The sequence below is a fragment of the Nocardia cerradoensis NBRC 101014 genome (genome assembly GCF_000308535.1).
Classification (GTDB): domain Bacteria; phylum Actinomycetota; class Actinomycetes; order Mycobacteriales; family Mycobacteriaceae; genus Nocardia; species Nocardia cerradoensis.
In genome coordinates, this window is the sequence record NZ_BAFW01000250.1 from 16,534 (window position 1) to 36,625 (window position 20,092).

Consider the following 20,092-nt stretch of genomic DNA (forward strand, 5'->3'; position numbering starts at 1 on the left):
GTCAGTCCCGCGCGAGGAAGTCGTGCAGTTTGGCGACCGCCTGGTCGATGGTGAAGGTGGCCGGTTCCTGACGCGGCGGAAATTCCTTGAACGTATCGAGGAATGCCGTCGCGATGGCCGTCCCGTAGAAGGCGATGTAGTCGTGGTCGATGAACCAGTCCCAATAGGTGTTGGAGGTGACGTCGGCCCGCTCGAACGGGTCGGTGCGCAGATTGAACAGTTTCGGTACCCGCAGCGGGGTGAAGGGTTCGGCCCAGATGCCGAGCGTGCCCTGTTTGCGCTGCTCCATGAACACGATCTTCCAGTTCTCGAACCGGATTCCGAGCACATCGCAGTCGTCGGAGAAATAGACCATGCCACGCCGCGGGCTGTGTTCGGCCGCGCCGGTGAGGTAGGGCAGCAGGTTGTAGCCGTCGATGTGGACCTTGAAAGTCTTGCCCCCCACCGCATGTCCCTGTTTCAGCTTGTCGACGATATCGGGTTCGCCGGCCGCGGCGAGCAGGGTCGGGAGCCAATCGTGGTGCTGCACTATGTCGTTGGAGATCGAGCGGGCGGGAATGTGGCCCGGCCAGCGGATCACCTGCGGCACCCGGAACGCACCCTCCCAGTTGGTGTCCTTCTCGCTGCGGAACGGGGTGGTCGCGCCGTCGGGCCAGGTGTTGGCGTGCGGGCCGTTGTCGGTGCTGTAGACGACGATCGTGTTGTCGGCCAGCCCGAGCTCGTCGAGGGCGTCGAGCACGCGGCCGACATTGCGGTCGTGGTCGATCATCGTGTCGTGGTAGGGCGACTGCCAGATTCCCGCCTGGCCGACACTTTCCGGCTTGGTATGCGTGCGCAGATGCATATGGGTGAAGTTCAGCCAGACGAAGAACGGCGTGCCCGCCCGCTGCTGACGGGTGAGGAAATCCACGCAGGCCTCGGCCACGTCCTCGTCGATCGTCTCCATCCGCTTCTTGGTCAGCGGGCCGGTGTCCTCGATCCGCTGCTTGCCGACGCGCCCGAAACGCGGATCCTCGGTGGGGTCGTCCTCGTCGGTCGCCCACGAGTGCAGCACCCCGCGCGGGCGTTGCAGGTCGTACAACCGCGGATAGGTGTCCTTGTGCGGATAGTCCGGTAGTTCGGGTTCCTCCTCCGCGTTCAGGTGGTAGAGGTTGCCGAAGAATTCGTCGAAGCCGCGGACCGTCGGCAGGAACCTGTTGAGGTCGCCGAGGTGGTTCTTGCCGAACTGCCCGGTCGCGTAGCCGAGCGGTTTGAGCAGTTCGGCGATGGTCGGATCCTCCGGCGACAGACCGACCCCGGCACCCGGCACCCCGACCTTGCTCATGCCGGTGCGATAGACGCTCTGCCCGGTGATGAAGGAGGCCCGCCCGGCCGTGCAGCTCTGTTCGCCGTAGGAGTCGGTGAACCGCATGCCCTCCTCGGCGAGCCGGTCGATGTTGGGCGTGCGATAGCCCATCAGGCCGTCGCTGTAGCAGCTGAGATTGGTGATCCCGATGTCGTCGCCCCAGATCACCAGAATGTTCGGCTTCGAATCCGGCACAGCGGCCTCCTTCGGCGCAGGTGAACTACCCTGCCGAAACCCTGCCCGCGCCCGCCCGCGGACACCTCACCCGCGACGGGTGATTGCGGTGAGGCGGGTCCCGGGTGTTCATCTCGTCACATCGCCCGGTCAGCGCTTTCCAAGCCCATTACTCATCGGTAATATACGGTGTAAGTTACCCGCGAGTAGAAGGCGGATATTCCGTTCGACTACCCGGTGTGGAGACACATGGGCGGGAACGGCACACACCGACCCGCACCGACTCAACGGAGAGTGAGTAACAGAGATGGGCCATTACAAGAGCAACGTCCGCGACCTGGAGTTCAACCTCTTCGAGGTGCTGGGCATCGGCTCGGTGCTGGATTCCGGCGCCTACGGTGACCTGGACACCGACACGGTCAAGAACATCATCGACGAGGTACGCCGCCTGGCCGAGGGCCCGGTCGCCGAGTCCTTCGCCGACGCCGACCGCAACCCGCCGGTGTTCGACCCCACCACCCACAGCGTCTCCATCCCGGAGTCGTTCAAGAAGTCCTTCAAGGCCTACCAAGAGGCCGGCTGGAACAAGGTCGGCCTGAACGAGGAGCTGGGCGGCCTGCCCGCACCGCGTTCGGTGGTCTGGGCCCTCAACGAGCTGATCCTGGGCTCCAACCCGGCCGTCGCGATGTACGCCGCCGGTGGCCCGTTCGGCCAGATCTTCTGGAACAACGCCACCGACGAGCAGAAGAAGTGGGCCGAGATCGCCGTCGAGCGCAACTGGGGCGCCACCATGGTGCTGACGGAGCCCGACGCGGGTTCCGACGTCGGCGCCGGCCGCACCAAGGCCATCCAGCAGGAGGACGGCTCCTGGCACATCGAGGGTGTCAAGCGGTTCATCACCTCCGGTGACTCCGACGACATGTTCGAGAACATCTTCCACCTGGTGCTGGCCCGCCCCGAGGGCGCCGGCCCGGGTACCAAGGGCCTGTCGCTGTTCTTCGTGCCGAAGTTCCACTTCGACTTCGAGACCCAGACCCTGGGCGAGCGCAACGGCGTGTTCGTCACCAACGTCGAGCACAAGATGGGCCTGAAGGTCTCGGCCACCTGTGAGGTCACCTTCGGCGGCCACGGCGTGCCCGCCAAGGGCTGGCTGGTCGGCGAGGTCCACAACGGCATCGCGCAGATGTTCGACGTGATCGAGAACGCCCGGATGATGGTGGGCACCAAGGCCATCGCCACCCTGTCGACCGGTTACCTGAACGCCCTGGACTACGCCAAGCAGCGCGTGCAGGGTGCGGATCTGACCCAGATGACCGACAAGACCGCGCCGCGCGTCACCATCACCCACCACCCGGACGTGCGCCGCTCGCTGATGACGCAGAAGGCCTACGCCGAGGGCCTGCGCGCCATCTACCTCTACACCGCCGCGCACCAGAACGAGGACATCGCTCAGCTCGTCTCGGGCGCCGACAAGGACCTCGCGTTCCGCGTCAACGACCTGCTGCTGCCGATCGTCAAGGGTGTCGGCTCGGAGCGGGCCTACCAGTACCTGACCGATTCGCTGCAGACCTTCGGTGGCTCCGGCTTCCTGCAGGACTACCCGATCGAGCAGTACATCCGCGACGCGAAGATCGACTCGCTGTACGAGGGCACCACCGCCATCCAGGCGCAGGACTTCTTCTTCCGCAAGATCGCCCGCGACCGCGGCGTGGCGCTGGCCCACGTGGCCGGCCAGGTGCAGAAGTTCATCGAGTCCGAGGCCGGCAACGGCCGCCTGAAGGGCGAGCGCAAGCTGCTGGCCACCGCGCTCGAGGATGTGCAGGCCATGGCCGCCACCCTGACCGGTCACCTGATGGGTGCGCAGGAGGACGCCAAGGAGCTGTACAAGGTCGGTCTGGGTTCGGTCCGCTTCCTGATGGCGGTGGGCGACCTGCTGATCGGCTGGCAGCTGCTGCGTCAGGCCGAGATCGCCATCAAGGCGCTCGACAACGGCGCCACCGGCTCCGACGAGGCCTTCTACACCGGTAAGGTCGCGGTCGCGCAGTTCTTCGCCCGCAACGTGCTGCCGGAGCTGACCGCCACCCGCACCGTGCTGTCCAACCTGGACAACGACGTGATGGAGCTCGACGAAGCGGCCTTCTGATCGCCTTCTCGACCACCACGTGACACAGCGGCCCCGCCTCTCGTATTCGGGAGGCGGGGCCGCTGTCGTCCCGGCACGCCGGGACCGCCGGTCCTGCACCGGAATCCGGGCCGGGTAATAATGACGGCACTGGAGTGCCCCGGGGGTCTGGTGCGCCATACATAAACCGAGACAACCGAGACAGCGCCGTGCCATGCCGATGTGACGAGGGTTTCGTCGGCATATCGCACGCCGTCGGCCGAGGGCAGGCACAATACCCACGGCGCGACTCATGGAAGGAAATTCGGAATATGAGACGACTGTCCGCCCTGGCCGGAGCGTGCGCGGCGGTCGCGCTGCTGGGCCTGACGGCATCGCCGGCCGGAGCCGACCCGAACAACATCAATCCGATTCCGGGGCTGAACGGCATCAACGGATTGCCGCAGCTCCCGGGCCCGACGCAGGCGGTCTACCAGGCCACCGGGATGGCCTCGCCGAACCGGACCCAGAACCAGAACGTGCTGGGCACCGACCTCGGCATCATGTGGGACGACGGGCGCGGGCAGATGATCACCGCCTACGGCGACACCGCCGGGCTCGGCGTGCCGAACGTCCTGGCCGGCAGCATCTGGGCGTGGCGCTCGAACGTGCTGTTCCGCAGCCCGGCCGGTGCGGACCCGTCGGCGGGCGTGAACTACACGAGCTTCGTGGACAATCCGCTGCCCAGCCCGAAGATTCCGGGTATCGAGATCAGTTTCATTCCGACCGCGGGCGTCTCGGTCAACGGCGTGCAGTACATGTCGATGATGTCGGTGCGGGAATGGGGCCCGGACGGCCACTGGGACACCAACTTCTCCACGATGGCCGTCTCCGGTGACGACGGCCAGACCTGGGCGCAGCTGCCGACCACCCGGCGCGGCAACGAGAACGGCTTCCAGAGCTTCCAGCAGAACGCCTTCCTGAAGGCCGGCGGCTACGTCTACAAGTACGGGACCCCGGCGGGGCGCAACCAGCCCGGATTCATCTCCCGGGTCAAGGAAGCCGATATCGCGAACATCGACGCCTACGAGTACTGGGACGGCGGCGCGTGGAAGCCGAAGGACGCCAATGCCGCCAAGCCGATCGTCGGCGGTGTGGGCGAGTTGTCGGTGCAGTGGAACGCGCATCTGGGCCAGTACGTGATGCTGACCACCGATCCCTTCGATTCCGTGGTCATGCGGACCGCGCCGAATCCGGAGGGCCCGTGGAGCGCGCCGCGCGTGCTGATCGATGTGCGCGATCTGCCGACCATGTACGCGCCCATGATCTACCCGTATCAGACCGGCAGCGACCTGTACTTCCTGCTGACGATGCACAACCAGTACAACGTCGTGCTCATGCGCTCGCCGCTGTAGGCGGGCGGGAGCCGGAGTAGTCGACGGGCGCAGGCCCGGAGGATACGAAGACGGCTCCGTGCGGTTGCCGGGTCGGGGGTCTGGCAACTGCACGGAGCCGATCTGATTATCGGGGCCGGGCCCGGGGCGTTACACGATTCGTTTCGACACCGGAGAAATTCTCGATCGGGGCACCGGGGACAATCGGAGGCGATTGCGGTACGGGGCGCTGATCTCACGCCGCGGTGCAGCAGCAAGCAGAGCTCGGACCTGCCGAAGCTCGGACGACTCGAGGAGAAGAGTATGCAGCTGGGAATGATCGGGCTCGGCCGAATGGGTGCCAATATCGTGCGGCGCATCGTCAAGGACGGGCACACCGCGGTCGGCTACTCCCGGCACGAGGACCAGATCAAGGAATTCACCGACGAACTGGGCGACAGCTTCCAGGGTGCGACCGACTACCCGGCCTTCGTCGCGCTGCTCGAGAAGCCGCGCGTGGTCTGGGTGATGATTCCGGCCGGCGCGACCGGCGCGGTCATCGACCAGGTCGCCGACCTGCTGGAGCCGGGCGACATCATCATCGACGGCGGCAACAGCCGCTACCACGAGGACATCAAGCGGGCGGCGGCGCTGGCGCCCAAGGGGATCCACTACCTCGACATCGGCACCTCCGGTGGCGTGTGGGGTCTGGACCGCGGCTACTGCCTGATGATCGGCGGCGAGGCCGAGCAGGTCGCCCACCTGGAGCCGCTGTTCCAGTCGATCGCCCCGGGTGTCGACGCCGCCGAGCGCACCCCCGGCCGCACCGGTGAGCCCTCCCCCGCCGAGCAGGGCTACCTGCACTGCGGCCCCGCCGGCGCCGGGCATTTCGTGAAGATGGTGCACAACGGCATCGAATACGGCGCGATGGCGGCCTACGCGGAAGGCCTGAACATCCTGCACAAGGCCAATATCGGCAAGGAGCTCGACGACGCGCATTCGGCCGAGGTGTCCCCGCTGGAAAACCCCGAGTACTACCAGTTCGACATCAACGTGCCCGAGGTGACCGAGGTGTGGCGGCGTGGTTCGGTGGTCGCGTCCTGGCTGCTGGACCTGACCGCGGCCGCACTGCACGCCGATCCCGACCTGACCAGCTTCGGTGGGCGGGTGTCGGATTCGGGCGAGGGCCGCTGGACCATCCACGCCGCGATCGACGAGGGCGTGCCCGCGCCGGTGCTCTCGACCGCGCTGTACGAGCGGTTCTCCTCGCGCGGTGAGGCGCTCTACGCGGACAAGGTGCTCTCGGCCATGCGCAAGGCGTTCGGCGGGCACAACGAGCTGCCGGGCAAGTAGGCCGCGGCCGGATCGGCGCACGCCGAACCGGAACGAAGGCCCCTACCGCATCGGCGGTAGGGGCCTTTCTCGCATCGTGTCTCGCTCAGCTCAGGCTCTGGACGGCGCGGCCGACCATGTCCAGCGCGGCCAGTGGCCCGAAGGTGAGCAGATAGCCCAGTCCCCAGAGGAATGCCATGATGTCTCCACTCAGTCGAATTGCCGGTCCATCCAGTCGATGGTCTGCATGCCGAACAGATCCGTACCCCAGCCGTACAGGTCGGTGAGCATCTTCACCATCGAGCAGTCCGTGGGCTGGTACGTGACGTCGGTGCCCTGTGCCCGGTACGTGTCGGCGAGCTCGCGCGAATCGGCCGCGGGGACCAGTGACATCGGCGAATCGTCCTTCGCGCACGACGCGATCAGCACCTTGGACGCCGGTGCCCCGGAGCGGCCGAGCCGGTTGTCGTCGAACACCGGCTGGAATGCCGGTTCGTCGGCGGGATTCAGTCCCGAGTCGAACATCGCCCACAGCGGAACGAACGGCATACTGAAATACGCGTCCTGACATTGGCCGCGGAAGATTTTCGCTACCGTCTGCCCGGCGGAGTTCAGTTTCGAATCCAGCTGCATCTCAGGATATTTCGGCTCCAGCCCGAGCAGCGTGGCGAACGCGAAACCCGAACCGACCGAACCGTCGGCGACCCGCATGAAGTTGCGCTGATCGACCACCATGCCTTCCAGCACAGTGGATTTCACGTTCAGCTCGGGCGCGTAAGAGGGTTGCAGTTCGGCCGAGAAGCCGGCACCGACACCGCCGCCGGCGATCCCGAACAGCGCGACCTGGGCCCGCGGATTCAGCCCGGCGTCACCGAAATTCAGCGCCGCGCGGGTGCCGTCGAGCTGAGTGTGCGCGGCGTACTTACCGGCGAAGACCCCGTGCGGGGCGCGGTCGGCGTCGTTGCCGACGTCGGAGATCATCACCGCGTAGCCCTTACCGAACATCAGCGCCAGCGGGCCGAGCGCGGACCAGGACGCGCCGTCCAGCGGATCGCCCCCGGTCCACTGGGTACTGGGATGACAGTTCCAGCCGACGCTGTCGTTGGCCTCCTGGTACGAGACGACGTGTCTCTCGTTCGCGGGCTTGCCGTCTCGCGGAATCATCAGGATCCCGGTGCTGATCGCGGGCGTGACGCCGTCGCGTTCGGTGGTGACGTACATCAGCTTCCAGGCGTCGAGATTCGCCGGCTTCACGCCGGTGAACAGCACATCGACCTTCTTCGCCTTCACCACCGTGCCGGGCTTCTCCGCACCGGTCAGCGGTGGTTCCCGAAAGAACGGGTCGTCGGCCCGCAGCGCCTGGAACGCCTCCTGCGGGCTCGCCGGGGAGGCGCCCTGCAGCGAGCCGACGACGAATCCGTTGAACACCTCGTTCAAGGTGGGCGTCTGCGGCGGAACGGGTTCCGCGACAGCGGTTCCGGATACGCCGGCGCCCGACGCGGCACAGACCAGCGCGAAGGCGGTCATCGCCGCCAGTGTGTACTTCCTCATCGGCCCTCCCCTGTGCCGCCGGCCGCCTGCACCGGATCCGCCGGCGTGACCGTCATTTCCTGTGCCGCCGAATTCAGCAGCTGCGGGATGTTCAGCAGCGGCCGGTGGGATTCCAGCTGCGCCTCGTACGGGGTTCGCAGCGTGGATTCCAGGGCGGGCCAATTGTTCTCGACCTGCCACCGGTACTTGGGCAGCAGCTCGGTGGTGATGTAGTCCCAGCGGTCGTCGAGGACCGACCAGTTCCAGCTCGGCAGCGGCAGGCCGAGAATCATCGGGCGGCCGTCGGCGCCGGTGAAAGGCACACGCACGGGCCGGAATTCGCGCGGCGGCACGACACCGGCCACCGACGGCGAACCGGCGGCGCCGCTGAGGTAGGTGATCGCCGCACCGACCGGCCCCTTGTAGTGGCGCACCTGGTCCCATTGCGCGCCGATCGCCCACTGCTGTTCCCGGCGCAGCAGGACCGCGTTGCCGGCGGCGATCCGATCGTGCGCGCCCGAGGCCACATCGCGCCAGGCGTCCATGATGTCGGCGCCGAACAGTCCGGCCCGCTCGAATTCCGCCAGCGCGGCGAGGCCACCGGTGACGTAGGCGTCGTGCATCGGCATCAGGTCGGAGAAGATGTTCTTCTGCATCACCAGGATCATGCCCAGAATCCAGCGCAGATCCTCGGGGGTGATGGCCGGCGCCGCGTCGGCCAGCGCACGCAGCCCGTCGGGCAGCATCGCGACCGCCTGCGGTCCGGCCGTCCGCTGGACGGCACCGAGCACGGTGTGTGCGGCGTCGGCGATACCGGGCAGATCGTAGAGGGTGCCCATCAGTTCGGCATCGACGAGTCCGCCGCCGAAGTCGGCGCCGACCTGGCCGCCCATTCCGGCCCACTGCAATTCGCGGTGGCCGAGTTGCAGATTCTCGTAGTAGCGATAGGACTTGATCAGATTGTCGCGGTTGGCCTCGACGCCGGTGCGCGGGTCCCAGCCGCGCAGATCGATACCGGCCTTCTCGGTCGCGTCCACGAGCCAGTACTGGTACAGCAGCGCGGCGTACCGGGGCGGCGCCACACCCTCGGCGCGCGCCTCGTCGAGCAGGCGGCCCAGTTCGGCGTGGTCGTAGGGCAATTCCGGATGCACGCCACCGGGCGACCGGGCGGCATCGCGATTGATCAGAGGCAGGTCGAGATACCGGTCGAGATCGGATGCGGCGACGGCCGGGGCGGCGCCGAGTGCACCCACGCCCACAACCGCCGCGAGAATCAATCCCGCGCCGCGCGCAATTGCGCTGATACGCATATTGTCTCAGCCCTCCGCTATCGGTTCGTTGATGGAGCGGCAGATTTCCGCCATTATCGGTAGCGAATCAATAGCCGAATGCGATCGACAGCGCTCCCAGCCGCCACCAGAGCGGGACGGGACCGTGAATCATCGACAACCAACTACCGACTGCAAGGTTACCGAGAGGTTACCAATCGCAGCTGGAGCTCTCGACTCACTCCAGCGCGGACAGCTGTCGGCATTCCGTTTCTACTGCCGTCTGGAAATAGCTGGTTATTGACCTTTTATTCGCCCCGCTACGGTTCCGACAGTGGTCGCAGGCAATGACCAACGGAATGATTGATATCACAATTCGATAACTGAGGTATTACCGCGGCAGTGGTCTATCGGGCCCCCGAAAGGGTGTACGCGGCGGTCGGAGCGAGGCTCCGCGGCGCACGCCTCGGGTGCGGTTCCCGGGGCAGGGGTGCGGATGACGACCACGGGTAGGTTCCGGCGCCTGGAACGGCTACGGTCGGTCCATGCGCAACGTTGCCGGGATCGTTCTCGCAGTAGCCGCGGTCGCCCTCGCGGGGTGCTCCGGCGGTGGCGGCTCCAGCTCCATCACCACGACCGGCCCCAGCGCCGCACCGGGCACGACGAATGCGGCCGGCGGCACCGCCGCGACCACCACGACCGGTAACCAGCAGGACTGTGCCGCAGGCTATCTCGCGCAGTTCACCACCCGGCAGAAGCTGGCGCAGCTGCTCACCGTCGGCGTCAAGAACGCCGCCGACGCCGAACAGGTGGTGCGCGGGGAACAGGTGGGAGGCATCTTCGTCGGCAGCTGGACCGACCAGTCCATGCTGTCCGGTCAGGGCCTCGACCAGGTGAAGGCCGCCGCGCGCACACCACTCATGGTGACCATCGACGAAGAGGGCGGCCGGGTCTCGCGGTTGCAGAATCTGATCGGGCAGGCACCCTCGGCCCGGGTCGCCGCGCAGACCATGACCGCCGACGAGTACTACCAGCAATCCTTGACCCGCGGTCAGGCCATGAAGAAGCTGGGCCTCACCGTCGACTTCGCGCCCGACGTGGATGTCAGCGAGGAGCCCGACGACGCGGTGATCGGCGACCGTTCCTACTCCCAGGATCCGCAGGTCGTCACCGAATACGCCGGCGCCTACATCCGGGCCATGCACGATGCGGGTGTCGGCGCGGTGATGAAGCACTTCCCCGGCCACGGACACGGATCGGGCGATTCCCACACCGGCGCGGTGCGCACGCCCCCGCTGGATCAGATGCAGCAGGTGGATCTGGTGCCGTTCCGGAACCTGATCGATTCCGGCGCCGCGGTGATGGTCGGTCATCTCGACGTTCCCGGTCTGACCTCACCCAACGTTCCGGCGAGCATCAGCCCGGAGGCGATGGCACTGCTGCGCCAGGGCACCGGCTACAACGCCGCGCCCTACGACGGCCCGATCTTCACCGACGACCTGAGCGGCATGGCGGCCATCACGGCGCGGATGGGCATCGCGGACGCGGTCGCCGCCGCCCTGGAGGCCGGCGCCGACGACGCGCTGTGGATCAGCACCGACGCCGTCAGCTCGGTGCTGGACCGGCTCGAGCAGGAAGTTCGCGACGGAAAACTGCCCATGAAGCAGGTCGACGATTCGGTCCTGCGGGTGGCCAAGTACAAAGGCATCCAGCTCCCCTGCTGAGCCCGGCCTCAGCGAATCGGTGGCAATTCGTTGCCCTCGGAAACTTACCTTGGAGTAAGATAGGGGTTTCGATATGGGCTAGGAGTGGTGGATGGCAGGCGGAACGAAGCGGCTTCCCAGGGCGGTTCGTGAGCAGCAGATGCTGGACGCCGCCGTCGAAGTCTTCTCCCGAAAGGGATATCACGACACGTCGATGGATGCCATCGCGGCCGAGGCCAAGATCTCCAAGCCTATGCTGTATTTGTACTACGGCTCCAAGGACGAACTGTTCCGGGCCTGCATTCAGCGCGAGAGCGCACGCTTCATCGAGGCCGTCGCGGTGGCCGGCAATCCCAAGCTGACCCCGCACGAGCAGCTGCGAGCCGGGCTCGAGGCGTTCCTGTCCTATGTCGACAACAACCGGCTGTCGTGGTCGGTGCTGTACCGGCAGGCCCTGGGGCAGCAGCCGTTCGCCTCCGAGATCGCGAACAGTCGCGAGCGCATCATCGAACTGACCGCGAAACTGCTCGAGTCGAGCGCCAAATACGCCGAGCCCGGAACGGATTTCGACATCGTCGCGGTGGCGGTGATCGGCGCGGGCGAGGCGATCGCCGACCGGATCGCCAGCGGTGAGGTCGATGTCGCCAGCGCGGTCGACCTGCTGGACAATCTGGCCTGGCGCGGTCTGGCCGGTAAGAAGAAGGCCGAGTAGACACCGGCGAAACGCGCCGTCCGACTTGCGCGCCGCTGTCGGCACCTGCCAGAGTGCGGATTGCACAGATGGCCGGATTGCCGATGCGGCCGGGGTTCTACGGGGCGGAATTGTTCGGACTTCTCACGCCGTGCGCGCACAGCGCGGCGAAATACGGCCTGGATGCGGCAGATTGGCGCACGCATATGTGCGGACTGTGCCTGGGCCTGCGCGACGGGCACGGCCAGTTGGCCCGCACCGCGACCAATACCGACGCGATCGTGCTGAATGTGCTCACCGAAGCACAGGCCGGTGCCGCCGCGCGGACCGCGGCCGGGCCGTGTGCGCTGCGTGGCATGCAACGCGCCTCGGTCGCCGCGGCCGGCTCCCCCGGGGTGCGGCTGGCGACGACCGCGTCACTGTTGCTGGGAGCGGCCAAGATTCGCGACCACGCCGACGACGGCGACACCGGTCCGCTCGCCCGGCGGCCCATGCGGAAGGTGGCCGATCGCTGGTTCGCCTCGGCCCGCGCGAACGCCGCCGACATCGACCTGGACATCGAACCGCTCATCGCCGCGATCGGCCGTCAGACGGAACTCGAGCAGTCGGTGCGAACCCGTTCGCGGACAGCCGATTTCACGCCGCTGGAATTGCTCGCCACACTCACCGAGCCGGCACAGACATGTGCCGCTGAACTTTTCGCCCACAGTGCCGTGCTGGCCGGCCGCCCGGAGAACGTCACCGCCCTGCGAGAGGTCGGTTGGCATTTCGGGCGCATCGCGCACGTGGCCGACGCCATCGAGGATCTCGACGACGACCGCCGCCGGAATCGCTTCAATCCGCTGCTCGCCACCGGGGCGAGCGCCGAGCAGGCACACGGTCTGCTGCGGGAGTCCGACGCCGAAATACGCCGTGCACTGCATCAAGCGAAGCTCGCGCACGTTCCCGCCGTCCGCTGGCTGTTGCTGGATCCGCTGCGCGGCGTCGTCCGGAAGCTGGGCCGAACCGCGGCCGCAGCATGTGGCGGCGTGACATCCGCCTGCGGCTGCGGAAAGGGCGGTGGCGCAGCCCTTTCCCATGACACCGATACCAGTGCGACGGCACAGTTGCTGGGCTACCCGGTGGCAGCCGTGCACATCCGGCCGCGGGCAGTCGCGCCGGCTACCGCCGGACCGTCCACCGAGGCCCGCATCGGGAAGGCGATCACGGCGCAGCACCCCTTTCAGCCCGGTCCGTATCCGTCGGCACCCGGACCGTATCAGCCGAATCCCGCTGGGCCGCAAGTGAATCCGGCGGCCTATCCCGACCAGGGGCCGTACCCCGCGAGCCCGGTGCAGCCCTACGACATCCCGCCGCCGTTCGGTGATCGACCGCCGAGCGATCCGTATCCGCCCTCGGACGAGCCGCCGCGACGACCCACTTTCTGGCAGGGAGTCGGGATCATCTGCGGGGTGTACTGCACCGGATACGCCTGCTGTGCCGGGCATCGGCGGCCGTGCAGCGGGGAACACCGGGATGCCTGGCTGCAGCGGTGCGACTGCGATTGCGATTGCTGCGACTGCGGCGACTGCGAGGGCTGTGGCGACTGCTGCAGCTGCTGCAACGGTTGCGGCGACTGCGACTGCGATTGCTGCGGCTGCGACTGCAGTTGCTGACCGGGCCGCCGATCGCCGGCCCGGATCGACGACAGCCGCCCACCTTTTCGCCTTCGCCACATATCGAATCCCCCATGCGATCCGATATGTGGCCGCCGAGAAGGTGGGCGGCTGTTCGTGTGCCGTTCGCTGATCAGTGCAGCGTCGCGGTCAGATGAGGGTAGCCCTTCTTCGGATGTTTCAGCGACAGATCCCAGCCCTCGGCGGTCTGGTCGGCGTAGACGTTGACCGTGGACGGCAGCAGGATCGGCTTACCGAATTTCACCGCGTAGGACGTCTTCGCGGGCACCCGGCCCTCGATGACGCCGAGGATCGCGGCCGCCGACCACATGCCGTGGGCGATCGAGCGCGGGAAGCCGAAGGCCTTCGCCCCGAGCGCCGACATGTGGATCGGATTGCGATCACCGGAGGCGGCCGCGTAGCGATGGATCATCGCCTGGTCGACCTTCAGCGTGCGCAGCGGCGGCGGAGGCACCTCGTCCGGCTTCGGCGCCGCCTTCGGGCCGCCGGACAGCGAGGTGCGCTGCTGGTGCAGGAAGGTGGTGACCTGCCGCCACACCAGCTCACGCCCCACGCTGATCTCGCTGATCGCGTCGACCAGCAGCCCCTTGGGATGCTCCCGCAGATTCTCCACGTGGGCGCGGATGTCGAGCGGTTCGCTGACCGAGATCTCGCGGGTGCGCTCGATCAGGTTCTCCGCGTGCACCGCGCCGACCGCGACGAACGGGAAGTCCCTCGCCACCACCAGCTGCATCACCACGGGAAAGGTGAGCACGAACGGGTAGGTCAGCGGCAGGGAGTCGCCGAAGCGCAGCCCGGTCGCGTGGCAGTACGCCGCGAGGTGGTCGGGATCGACGCGGACGCCGTTCCACTCGACCGCGCGGTCCGGGATCTCGGACTTGCGCGCCGACACCAGTGGCAGCGGAACGGCACCCAGGGCGGCCTTGAGATACAGGCTGCCGGTCTTGGGCGGCTCGTTCAGCGAGATGGTCCGGGTTGCCACGTCAGGCTCCGATCATGGCCTGGCCGCAGACGCGAACGATGTTGCCGTTCACCGCGTTCGAGGCCGGGCTGGCGAAGTAGGCGATGGTCTCGGCGACGTCCACGGTCTGGCCGCCCTGCAGCAGCGAGCTGAGCAGCCGGCCCGCCTCGCGGGTGCCGACCGGAATGGCGGCGGTCATCGCGGTCTCGATGAAACCGGGGGCGACGGCGTTGATGGTGATGCCCTTCTCGGCCAGCTTGGGCGCCTCGGCGTTCACCATGCCGATGACACCGGCCTTGGAGGCGCCGTAGTTGGTCTGGCCGCGGTTGCCGGCGATACCGGCGATCGAGGACACGTCGATCACCCGGCCGCCCTCCTTCAGCGCACCCTTGGCCACCAGGCCCTCGGTAATGCGGTGCGGCGCGGCGAGATTGACGTTGAGCACGGCGTCCCAGCGCGCGGCGTCCATGTTCGCGAGCAGCTTGTCGCGGGTGATGCCGGCGTTGTGGACGATGATGTCGACGCCGCCGAAGCGTTCGGTGGCGAATTCGGCGATCTTGTCCGCGGCGTCGGCGGCGGTGACGTCGACCGCGAGCGCGGTGCCGCCGACCTTGTTGGCGGTCTGCGACAGTGCCTCGCCGGCGGCCGGGATGTCGGCGACGATCACGGTGGCGCCGTCGCGGGCGAACACCTCGGCGATGGTCGCGCCGATACCGCGGGCGGCACCGGTCACCACGGCGACCTTGCCGTCGAGCGGCTTGGTCCAGTCGATGCCGGCGGCGGCGTTGTCGTCCTTGCCGACCCGGAAGACCTGGCCGTCGACGAACGCCGACTTGGCCGAGAGGATGAAGCGCAGGGTCGACTCCAGACCGGTGGCGGCCGCGGCGGCCTCCGGGTGCAGGTAGACCAGGTTGGCGGTGGCGCCGCGCAGCAGTTCCTTCCCCACGCTGCGGGAGAAGCCCTCCAGCGCGCGCTGCGCGATCTGCGCGTCGACACTGCCCGCGAGTTCCGGCGTGGTACCGACGACCAGCACGCGGCCGGAGGGGGCGATCGAGCGCATGGCCGGCTGGAAGAACTCGAACAGCTGCGACAGTTCCTCGACGGTGCCGATGCCGGTGGCGTCGAAGACCAGCGCGCCGACCTTCACGCCCTGGGTGGGGGCGTCGACGAAGGTGTAGTCCGACAGCAGGGTGCGCGCGGCGTCGGCGACGCGGCCCTTACCGCCGAGCAGGACCGGGCCGGGCAGCGCCGGCTCGCCCGGGGTGTAGCGGCGCAGCTTCTCCGGCTGCGGCAGGCCCAATTTGCCGGCCAGGAAGGCGCCGGGGGCGGAATTGACGAACGAACCGTAAAGGTTGGGAGCGCCCTTGCTCTTGCTGGCTGCCACTGTTCCTACCTTCTCCTTGTGTCGTATGTGGACGATTTGGACGTCTGCCGTATCCGTTTTCCCCATTACCCCGCGCGTTGTAGCCCACATCTCCGGGGTACGGTGTCGACATTTAACTTACTCCAGAGTAAGTTTAATGTAAACCGACGGAACCGCCATCAGTACAGTCGGCCGGCGACCGACTTCGTCCCCAACACGCGGCATTCCCGGCTCCGGACCCAAGAAACCCGACGAGACAGCGCCTATCCACCCCGGCCGGCTCCGCAAGCTCCGCCGGCCGACCGTCCCCAAAGGAGACTCGAGTGACTACCAAAGCCCGTTCGGCGAAGACCGCACCATCGAGCAGCCGGGCCGACAAGGCCAAGCAGGCCAAGCCCGTCGCCGTCCTCGGCGGTAACCGCATCCCGTTCGCTCGCTCCGACGGCCGGTACGCCCATGCCTCGAACCAGGACATGTTCACCTCCGCGCTGAACGGCCTGGTCAGCCGATTCGGCTTGCAGGGCGAGCGGCTCGGCATGGTCGTCGGCGGCGCGGTGCTCAAGCGGGTCGGCGAGCACGGCATGGTCCGGGAGAGCGTGCTGGGCAGCGAACTGTCGCCCTACACCCCCGCGCACGATCTGCAGCTGGCCTGCGGCACCGGCCTGCAGTCGATCGTCACCGTCGGCGACGCCATCGCGCTGGGCCGGATCGAGGCCGGTATCGGCGGCGGCACCGACACCACCTCCGACGCGCCGATCGGTGTGAGCGAATCCATGCGCGAATGGATGCTCGACGCCAACCGGGCGCGCAACAACAAGGATTACGTCAAGCTCGTCGGCCGGCTGCGCCCGAGCATGGTCGGCATCGAGATCCCGCGCAACGCCGAGCCCCGCACCGGCCTGTCGATGGGTGACCACGCGGCGATCACCGCCAAGGAGTTCGGCATCGCCCGCGAGGCGCAGGACGAACTGGCCTACCTCTCGCACAAGAACATGGCCGCCGCCTACGACCGCGGCTTCTTCGACGATCTGGTCACCCCGTTCCTGGGCCTGACCCGCGACGACAACCTGCGCCCGAACTCCTCGCTGGAGAAGCTGGCCACCCTGAAGCCGGTCTTCGGCAACAAGCTCGGCGACGCCACCATGACCGCCGGCAACTCCACCCCACTCACCGACGGCGCCTCCGCGGTGCTGCTGGGCAGCGAGGAGTGGGCCGCCGAGCGCAACCTGAAGCCGCTGGCCTACCTGGTCGACAGCGAAGTGGCCGCGGTCGACTACGTCTGGGGTCCGGACGGCCTGCTGATGGCGCCGACCTACGCGGTGCCGCGCCTGCTCGCCCGTAACGGCCTCACCCTGCAGGATTTCGACTACTACGAGATCCACGAGGCGTTCGCCTCGGTCGTGCTGGCCACCCTGCAGGCGTGGGAATCCGACCAGTACTGCAAGGAGCGGCTGGGCCTGGACGGCGCCCTCGGGGCGATCGACCGCACCAAGCTCAATGTCAACGGCTCCTCGCTGGCGGCCGGACACCCGTTCGCCGCGACCGGTGGACGCATCATCGCCCAGACCGCGAAGCAGTTGGCGGAGAAGGGTTCCGGACGCGCGCTGATCTCCATCTGCGCCGCGGGCGGCCAGGGTGTGGTCGCCATCCTGGAGCGCTGATCCGCGACGCCGCTCGGCGCGTATGACGAAACGACGCCGGCCCGTATCGAACGGGCCGGCGTCGTCGTATGTCCGAAGATCTTTCGGAACCTCCGGATCAGGGCAGAATCTGCGGCACGACGTCCGGCGCGAGGACGCCCACCAGCAAACCGACGAGGGCGCCCTGGAATGCGGGACCGAGAGCGCACAGCGGAATGAGCGGAATTCCCACAATGGTGGCGGCGCAGACGACGGCCCCGAATACGGCACCGACGGCGGCACCCGCGGCCGCGCCATTGGCGAGCGGATCATGATTGGCCGCATTCGGATTGGTGGCGATGTCCTCCGCGCCGGCAACCGCCACCGGCTGCGCGATCTCCACCGCGGCAGCCTCATCCGGCGCAGTGGCAGCTGCCTCATCCGACGCAGCGGCGGCCGACTGCGCCACCGGCGCCGCGGCGAAGCGGGCGATCGGGGCCGCTTGCGGAGCCGTGACCAGCTGGGCGACGGGCGCCGGCTGGGCGGCGGCAGCCGGGGTTTCGGCGGTGGCCGCCCCCGCCCCCGCGAAGGTCACCGCAACCGCCAGCGGCAATGCCGCGACGAGAGCCTTACGCCCGAAAATGCCGATTGTGCGACGCATGATTGTTTTTCCTGTCCTCCCGACCCCGCGCCAGACTGAACTTCTGTGGCGTGCAGGGCGTTTCACGTTGCGAATTGCAACGGATAAGTTCTATCCGAAAGCAGTCTGTGAAGCAAGCCCGGTTCACATGATTCGTGTCGACGAAAAGCGTTCGGCGACATCGAATTCGGCTACCGGCCGGTAATTCGAAAGCCAGTTGCCGATCGCGGCGAATTCCGGGCGGCGGCGAGCCGGTCGAATCCGTGTCGCGCCGACAGTTATCGCGCAGGCGGCGGGACCGCGATCGTCAGGGCGTCCAATCGGGCCGGATCGGCGACGACGTCGTAGGCGGCCACCCGGTCCTCGCGCACGGTGAGCAGAAGGACCGCCGCCAGTTCCCCGTGCGGTGCCACGACCAGGCCCAGCCGACCGTCGACCAGGGCGAGGCCCGCGACCCGGGAACGACTGCGCAGCAGCACCGTTTCCTCGGCCACCGCCGCCGCACCGCGCACGACGGACGCGATGCCGGGCGGCAGCATCGCCGGGTCCGCGGTGCGTACGACATCGGGTGCGAGGACCGCGAGCAGGGCGCCGAGGTCGCCGGCCCGCGCCGCCGACAGGAATGCGGTGACCACCTCGCGATGCCGGGCGAGTTCGGCCGTGGGCGTCGCGGTGTCGCCGCGCACGCGGTGGCGGGCGCGGCTGGCCAGCTTCTTCGTCGTCGCCGCGGTCCGGCCCACGATCGGGGCGATATCGTCGAACGGGACGGCGAACATGTCGTGCAGTACGAAGGCGACACGCTCGTCCGGGCTCAGCGTGCGCAACACCACCAGCAGTGCGCGGCCGACCGAATCCGCCAGTACCGCTTCGGCTTCCGGCTCGGTGAAGACGACAGGCCGAGGGCCCGCACCGGTGGAGTCGAGCGCGACGGATCCGGTCGCGGGCTCGACGAGCTCCTCTCGCCGCGCGGCTCGGGAACGCAACTGGTCCAAGCAGATTCGCGAGACGACGGTGGTGAGCCACGCCGCGAGATTGTCGATCGCGAGCCCGTCCACCGCAGCGTCGTCCACCGCCCCCTTGCCCGCCGCGTCCCCTTCCGCCGCACCTCGCTCACCGTGCTCCGTTGCGGCGGTACCCGTGGCCCGGTCGAGACGCAACCAGGCTTCCTGCACCGCGTCCTCGGCCTCGTTCAGTGAGCCCAGCATGCGGTAGGCGATAGCGCGCAGCAGTTCGCGGTGTTCTTCGAAGCGCCGCGCCAGCTCGTCCCGATCGCGCACCGGTCACCTTTCTCGGCCCCCGCACGTCGAACCGGATGTGGGACGGATTCGCCCTGTTCGCCCGCGCCGTGGGCTCGCACCCACCTCTTCACGATCGCAGATCAGGGCGCCGAACGAGCAGGAGGGTGTCATGCACACCGCATATGTGACCGTCACGATCGTCGCCGCCGTGGTGATCTTCGGGGCGACGGTCGTCGACATCGTCAACCCGGAGTGGGTGCGCGGCAATATGCGCAGCTACGGGGTACCGGACTGGGCGCTGATGCCGTTGGCGGCGATCAAGGCAGCGGGCGCACTGGGGCTGCTGGCCGGGCTGGTGTTCCCGGCGATCGGCCTGGCCGCGGCCGTCGGCCTGGTGCTGTATTTCGTCGGCGCGGTGATCACCATCGTGCGGGCGCGCTGGTACGCGCATCTGCCGTATCCGATGCCGTGCCTGGTCCTGGCCTCGGCGGCGGCCTGCCTGAGCGCGCTCGCCTGACGCGGACCCGGGATCCGCGGCGTGCCCGGCTCACGCGGCGATGCGCTCCACCGCTGCCACGACCTCCGACAGCAGCGGCAGCGATTCGTCGCGCTGAGGTGCGCGCGCCCACCACCGGCCCTCATGGGTGTGCCGCCCGAATCCGGTGGGCAGAATGACATTGCTGCGATGGGATCCGATATCGACGCCGTGGCGCTGCAATCGCAGAGTCCGATCCCCATCCGGATAACCGTCGAATACCGCGATGAACGTTCGACGCGGCGGATGTTCGCGTACCAGCACCGGCCCCGGAATCCCGCGCACGGTCAATTCACCGAGTACCAGCGCACCGAGCGGTTCCGGGGTATTCACCGCGGCGACCGAGTCGCCCAGCGGTAACACCACATATCCCGGCGATGTGACGCGCACATAGGGTAATCCGAACAGCTCACGATAGGTGTCCGCCCAATCCTGTGGCGTAGCAATCTCTTTCAATCGCACGATGCACCTCACTCACTGTCCATCTCCCGGCGCCGTACCCCGGCTCCGTTCGTCGGTTGTTCCAGTGAATACCGGAAATCA

Annotated in this window: 16 protein-coding genes; 8 read left to right on the forward strand and 8 right to left on the reverse strand. The window is 67.7% G+C overall.

The window, feature by feature from the left end:
- Position 1: 1 nt before the first annotated feature.
- Positions 2 to 1,540, reverse strand: a complete 1,539-nt coding sequence (locus ON23_RS26450) for an arylsulfatase (RefSeq protein WP_039781513.1) — start codon at positions 1,538 to 1,540, stop codon at positions 2 to 4.
- Positions 1,541 to 1,826: 286 nt separating this feature from the next.
- Here ON23_RS26450 and ON23_RS26455 point away from each other — a divergent pair, with 286 nt between their 5' ends.
- The 3 genes from ON23_RS26455 to gnd all read left to right on the forward strand — a co-directional run bounded on the left by ON23_RS26455 (position 1,827) and on the right by gnd (position 6,346).
- Positions 1,827 to 3,662, forward strand: a complete 1,836-nt coding sequence (locus ON23_RS26455) for an acyl-CoA dehydrogenase (RefSeq protein WP_039781515.1) — start codon at positions 1,827 to 1,829, stop codon at positions 3,660 to 3,662.
- 290 nt (positions 3,663 to 3,952) lie between these two features.
- Positions 3,953 to 5,035, forward strand: coding sequence for a glycoside hydrolase family 183 protein (locus tag ON23_RS26460; protein ID WP_039781516.1), 1,083 nt, complete (start codon positions 3,953 to 3,955; stop codon positions 5,033 to 5,035).
- 282 nt (positions 5,036 to 5,317) lie between these two features.
- Positions 5,318 to 6,346, forward strand: coding sequence for a phosphogluconate dehydrogenase (NAD(+)-dependent, decarboxylating) (gene gnd / locus ON23_RS26465; protein ID WP_039781518.1), 1,029 nt, complete (start codon positions 5,318 to 5,320; stop codon positions 6,344 to 6,346).
- A 189-nt stretch (positions 6,347 to 6,535) separates the two neighbouring features.
- On the opposite strand, the gene ON23_RS26470 is transcribed toward gnd, so the two are convergent.
- Positions 6,536 to 7,876 (reverse strand): lipase family protein, encoded by a 1,341-nt coding sequence (locus ON23_RS26470; protein ID WP_039781519.1) that lies wholly within the window; start codon positions 7,874 to 7,876, stop codon positions 6,536 to 6,538.
- Positions 7,873 to 9,165, reverse strand: a complete 1,293-nt coding sequence (locus tag ON23_RS26475) for a hypothetical protein (protein ID WP_039781520.1) — start codon at positions 9,163 to 9,165, stop codon at positions 7,873 to 7,875. The genes ON23_RS26470 and ON23_RS26475 overlap by 4 nt, the downstream gene beginning before the upstream one ends.
- Positions 9,166 to 9,668: 503 nt before the next feature.
- Here ON23_RS26475 and ON23_RS26480 point away from each other — a divergent pair.
- The 3 genes from ON23_RS26480 to ON23_RS36155 all read left to right on the forward strand — a co-directional run bounded on the left by ON23_RS26480 (position 9,669) and on the right by ON23_RS36155 (position 13,172).
- Positions 9,669 to 10,847 carry a glycoside hydrolase family 3 N-terminal domain-containing protein gene (locus ON23_RS26480; protein ID WP_039781521.1) on the forward strand — a complete coding sequence of 393 codons (1,179 nt, stop codon included), beginning with the start codon at positions 9,669 to 9,671 and terminating at the stop codon, positions 10,845 to 10,847.
- A gap of 91 nt (positions 10,848 to 10,938) precedes the next feature.
- Positions 10,939 to 11,538, forward strand: coding sequence for a TetR/AcrR family transcriptional regulator (locus tag ON23_RS26485; protein ID WP_030514254.1), 600 nt, complete (start codon positions 10,939 to 10,941; stop codon positions 11,536 to 11,538).
- Between the two features lie 68 nt (positions 11,539 to 11,606).
- Positions 11,607 to 13,172, forward strand: coding sequence for a DUF5685 family protein (locus tag ON23_RS36155; RefSeq protein ID WP_051043413.1), 1,566 nt, complete (start codon positions 11,607 to 11,609; stop codon positions 13,170 to 13,172).
- A 133-nt stretch (positions 13,173 to 13,305) separates the two neighbouring features.
- Here ON23_RS36155 and ON23_RS26495 read toward each other — a convergent pair whose 3' ends face one another.
- Positions 13,306 to 14,175, reverse strand: coding sequence for a MaoC family dehydratase (locus ON23_RS26495; RefSeq protein ID WP_039781522.1), 870 nt, complete (start codon positions 14,173 to 14,175; stop codon positions 13,306 to 13,308).
- 1 nt (position 14,176) lies between these two features.
- Positions 14,177 to 15,538: a 3-oxoacyl-ACP reductase gene (locus ON23_RS26500; RefSeq protein ID WP_039781523.1), complete on the reverse strand. Its 1,362-nt coding sequence runs from the start codon at positions 15,536 to 15,538 to the stop codon at positions 14,177 to 14,179.
- A 302-nt stretch (positions 15,539 to 15,840) separates the two neighbouring features.
- Here ON23_RS26500 and ON23_RS26505 point away from each other — a divergent pair, with 302 nt between their 5' ends.
- Positions 15,841 to 17,178, forward strand: coding sequence for an acetyl-CoA C-acetyltransferase (locus tag ON23_RS26505; RefSeq protein ID WP_039781524.1), 1,338 nt, complete (start codon positions 15,841 to 15,843; stop codon positions 17,176 to 17,178).
- A gap of 97 nt (positions 17,179 to 17,275) precedes the next feature.
- Here the strand turns inward: ON23_RS26505 and ON23_RS26510 are convergent, their stop codons facing one another.
- Positions 17,276 to 17,797 (reverse strand): hypothetical protein, encoded by a 522-nt coding sequence (locus ON23_RS26510; RefSeq protein ID WP_157170294.1) that lies wholly within the window; start codon positions 17,795 to 17,797, stop codon positions 17,276 to 17,278.
- A gap of 257 nt (positions 17,798 to 18,054) precedes the next feature.
- Entirely contained in the window at positions 18,055 to 19,053 is a 999-nt protein-coding gene (locus ON23_RS26515) for a sigma factor (RefSeq protein ID WP_039781525.1), read from the reverse strand.
- Between the two features lie 130 nt (positions 19,054 to 19,183).
- Between ON23_RS26515 and ON23_RS26520 the strand changes: the two genes are divergently transcribed.
- Positions 19,184 to 19,531 carry a DoxX family protein gene (locus tag ON23_RS26520; protein WP_039781526.1) on the forward strand — a complete coding sequence of 116 codons (348 nt, stop codon included), beginning with the start codon at positions 19,184 to 19,186 and terminating at the stop codon, positions 19,529 to 19,531.
- Positions 19,532 to 19,561: 30 nt separating this feature from the next.
- Here the strand turns inward: ON23_RS26520 and ON23_RS26525 are convergent, their stop codons facing one another.
- Positions 19,562 to 20,011 carry a VOC family protein gene (locus ON23_RS26525; RefSeq protein ID WP_143859909.1) on the reverse strand — a complete coding sequence of 150 codons (450 nt, stop codon included), beginning with the start codon at positions 20,009 to 20,011 and terminating at the stop codon, positions 19,562 to 19,564.
- Between the last annotated feature and the right edge of the window lie 81 nt (positions 20,012 to 20,092).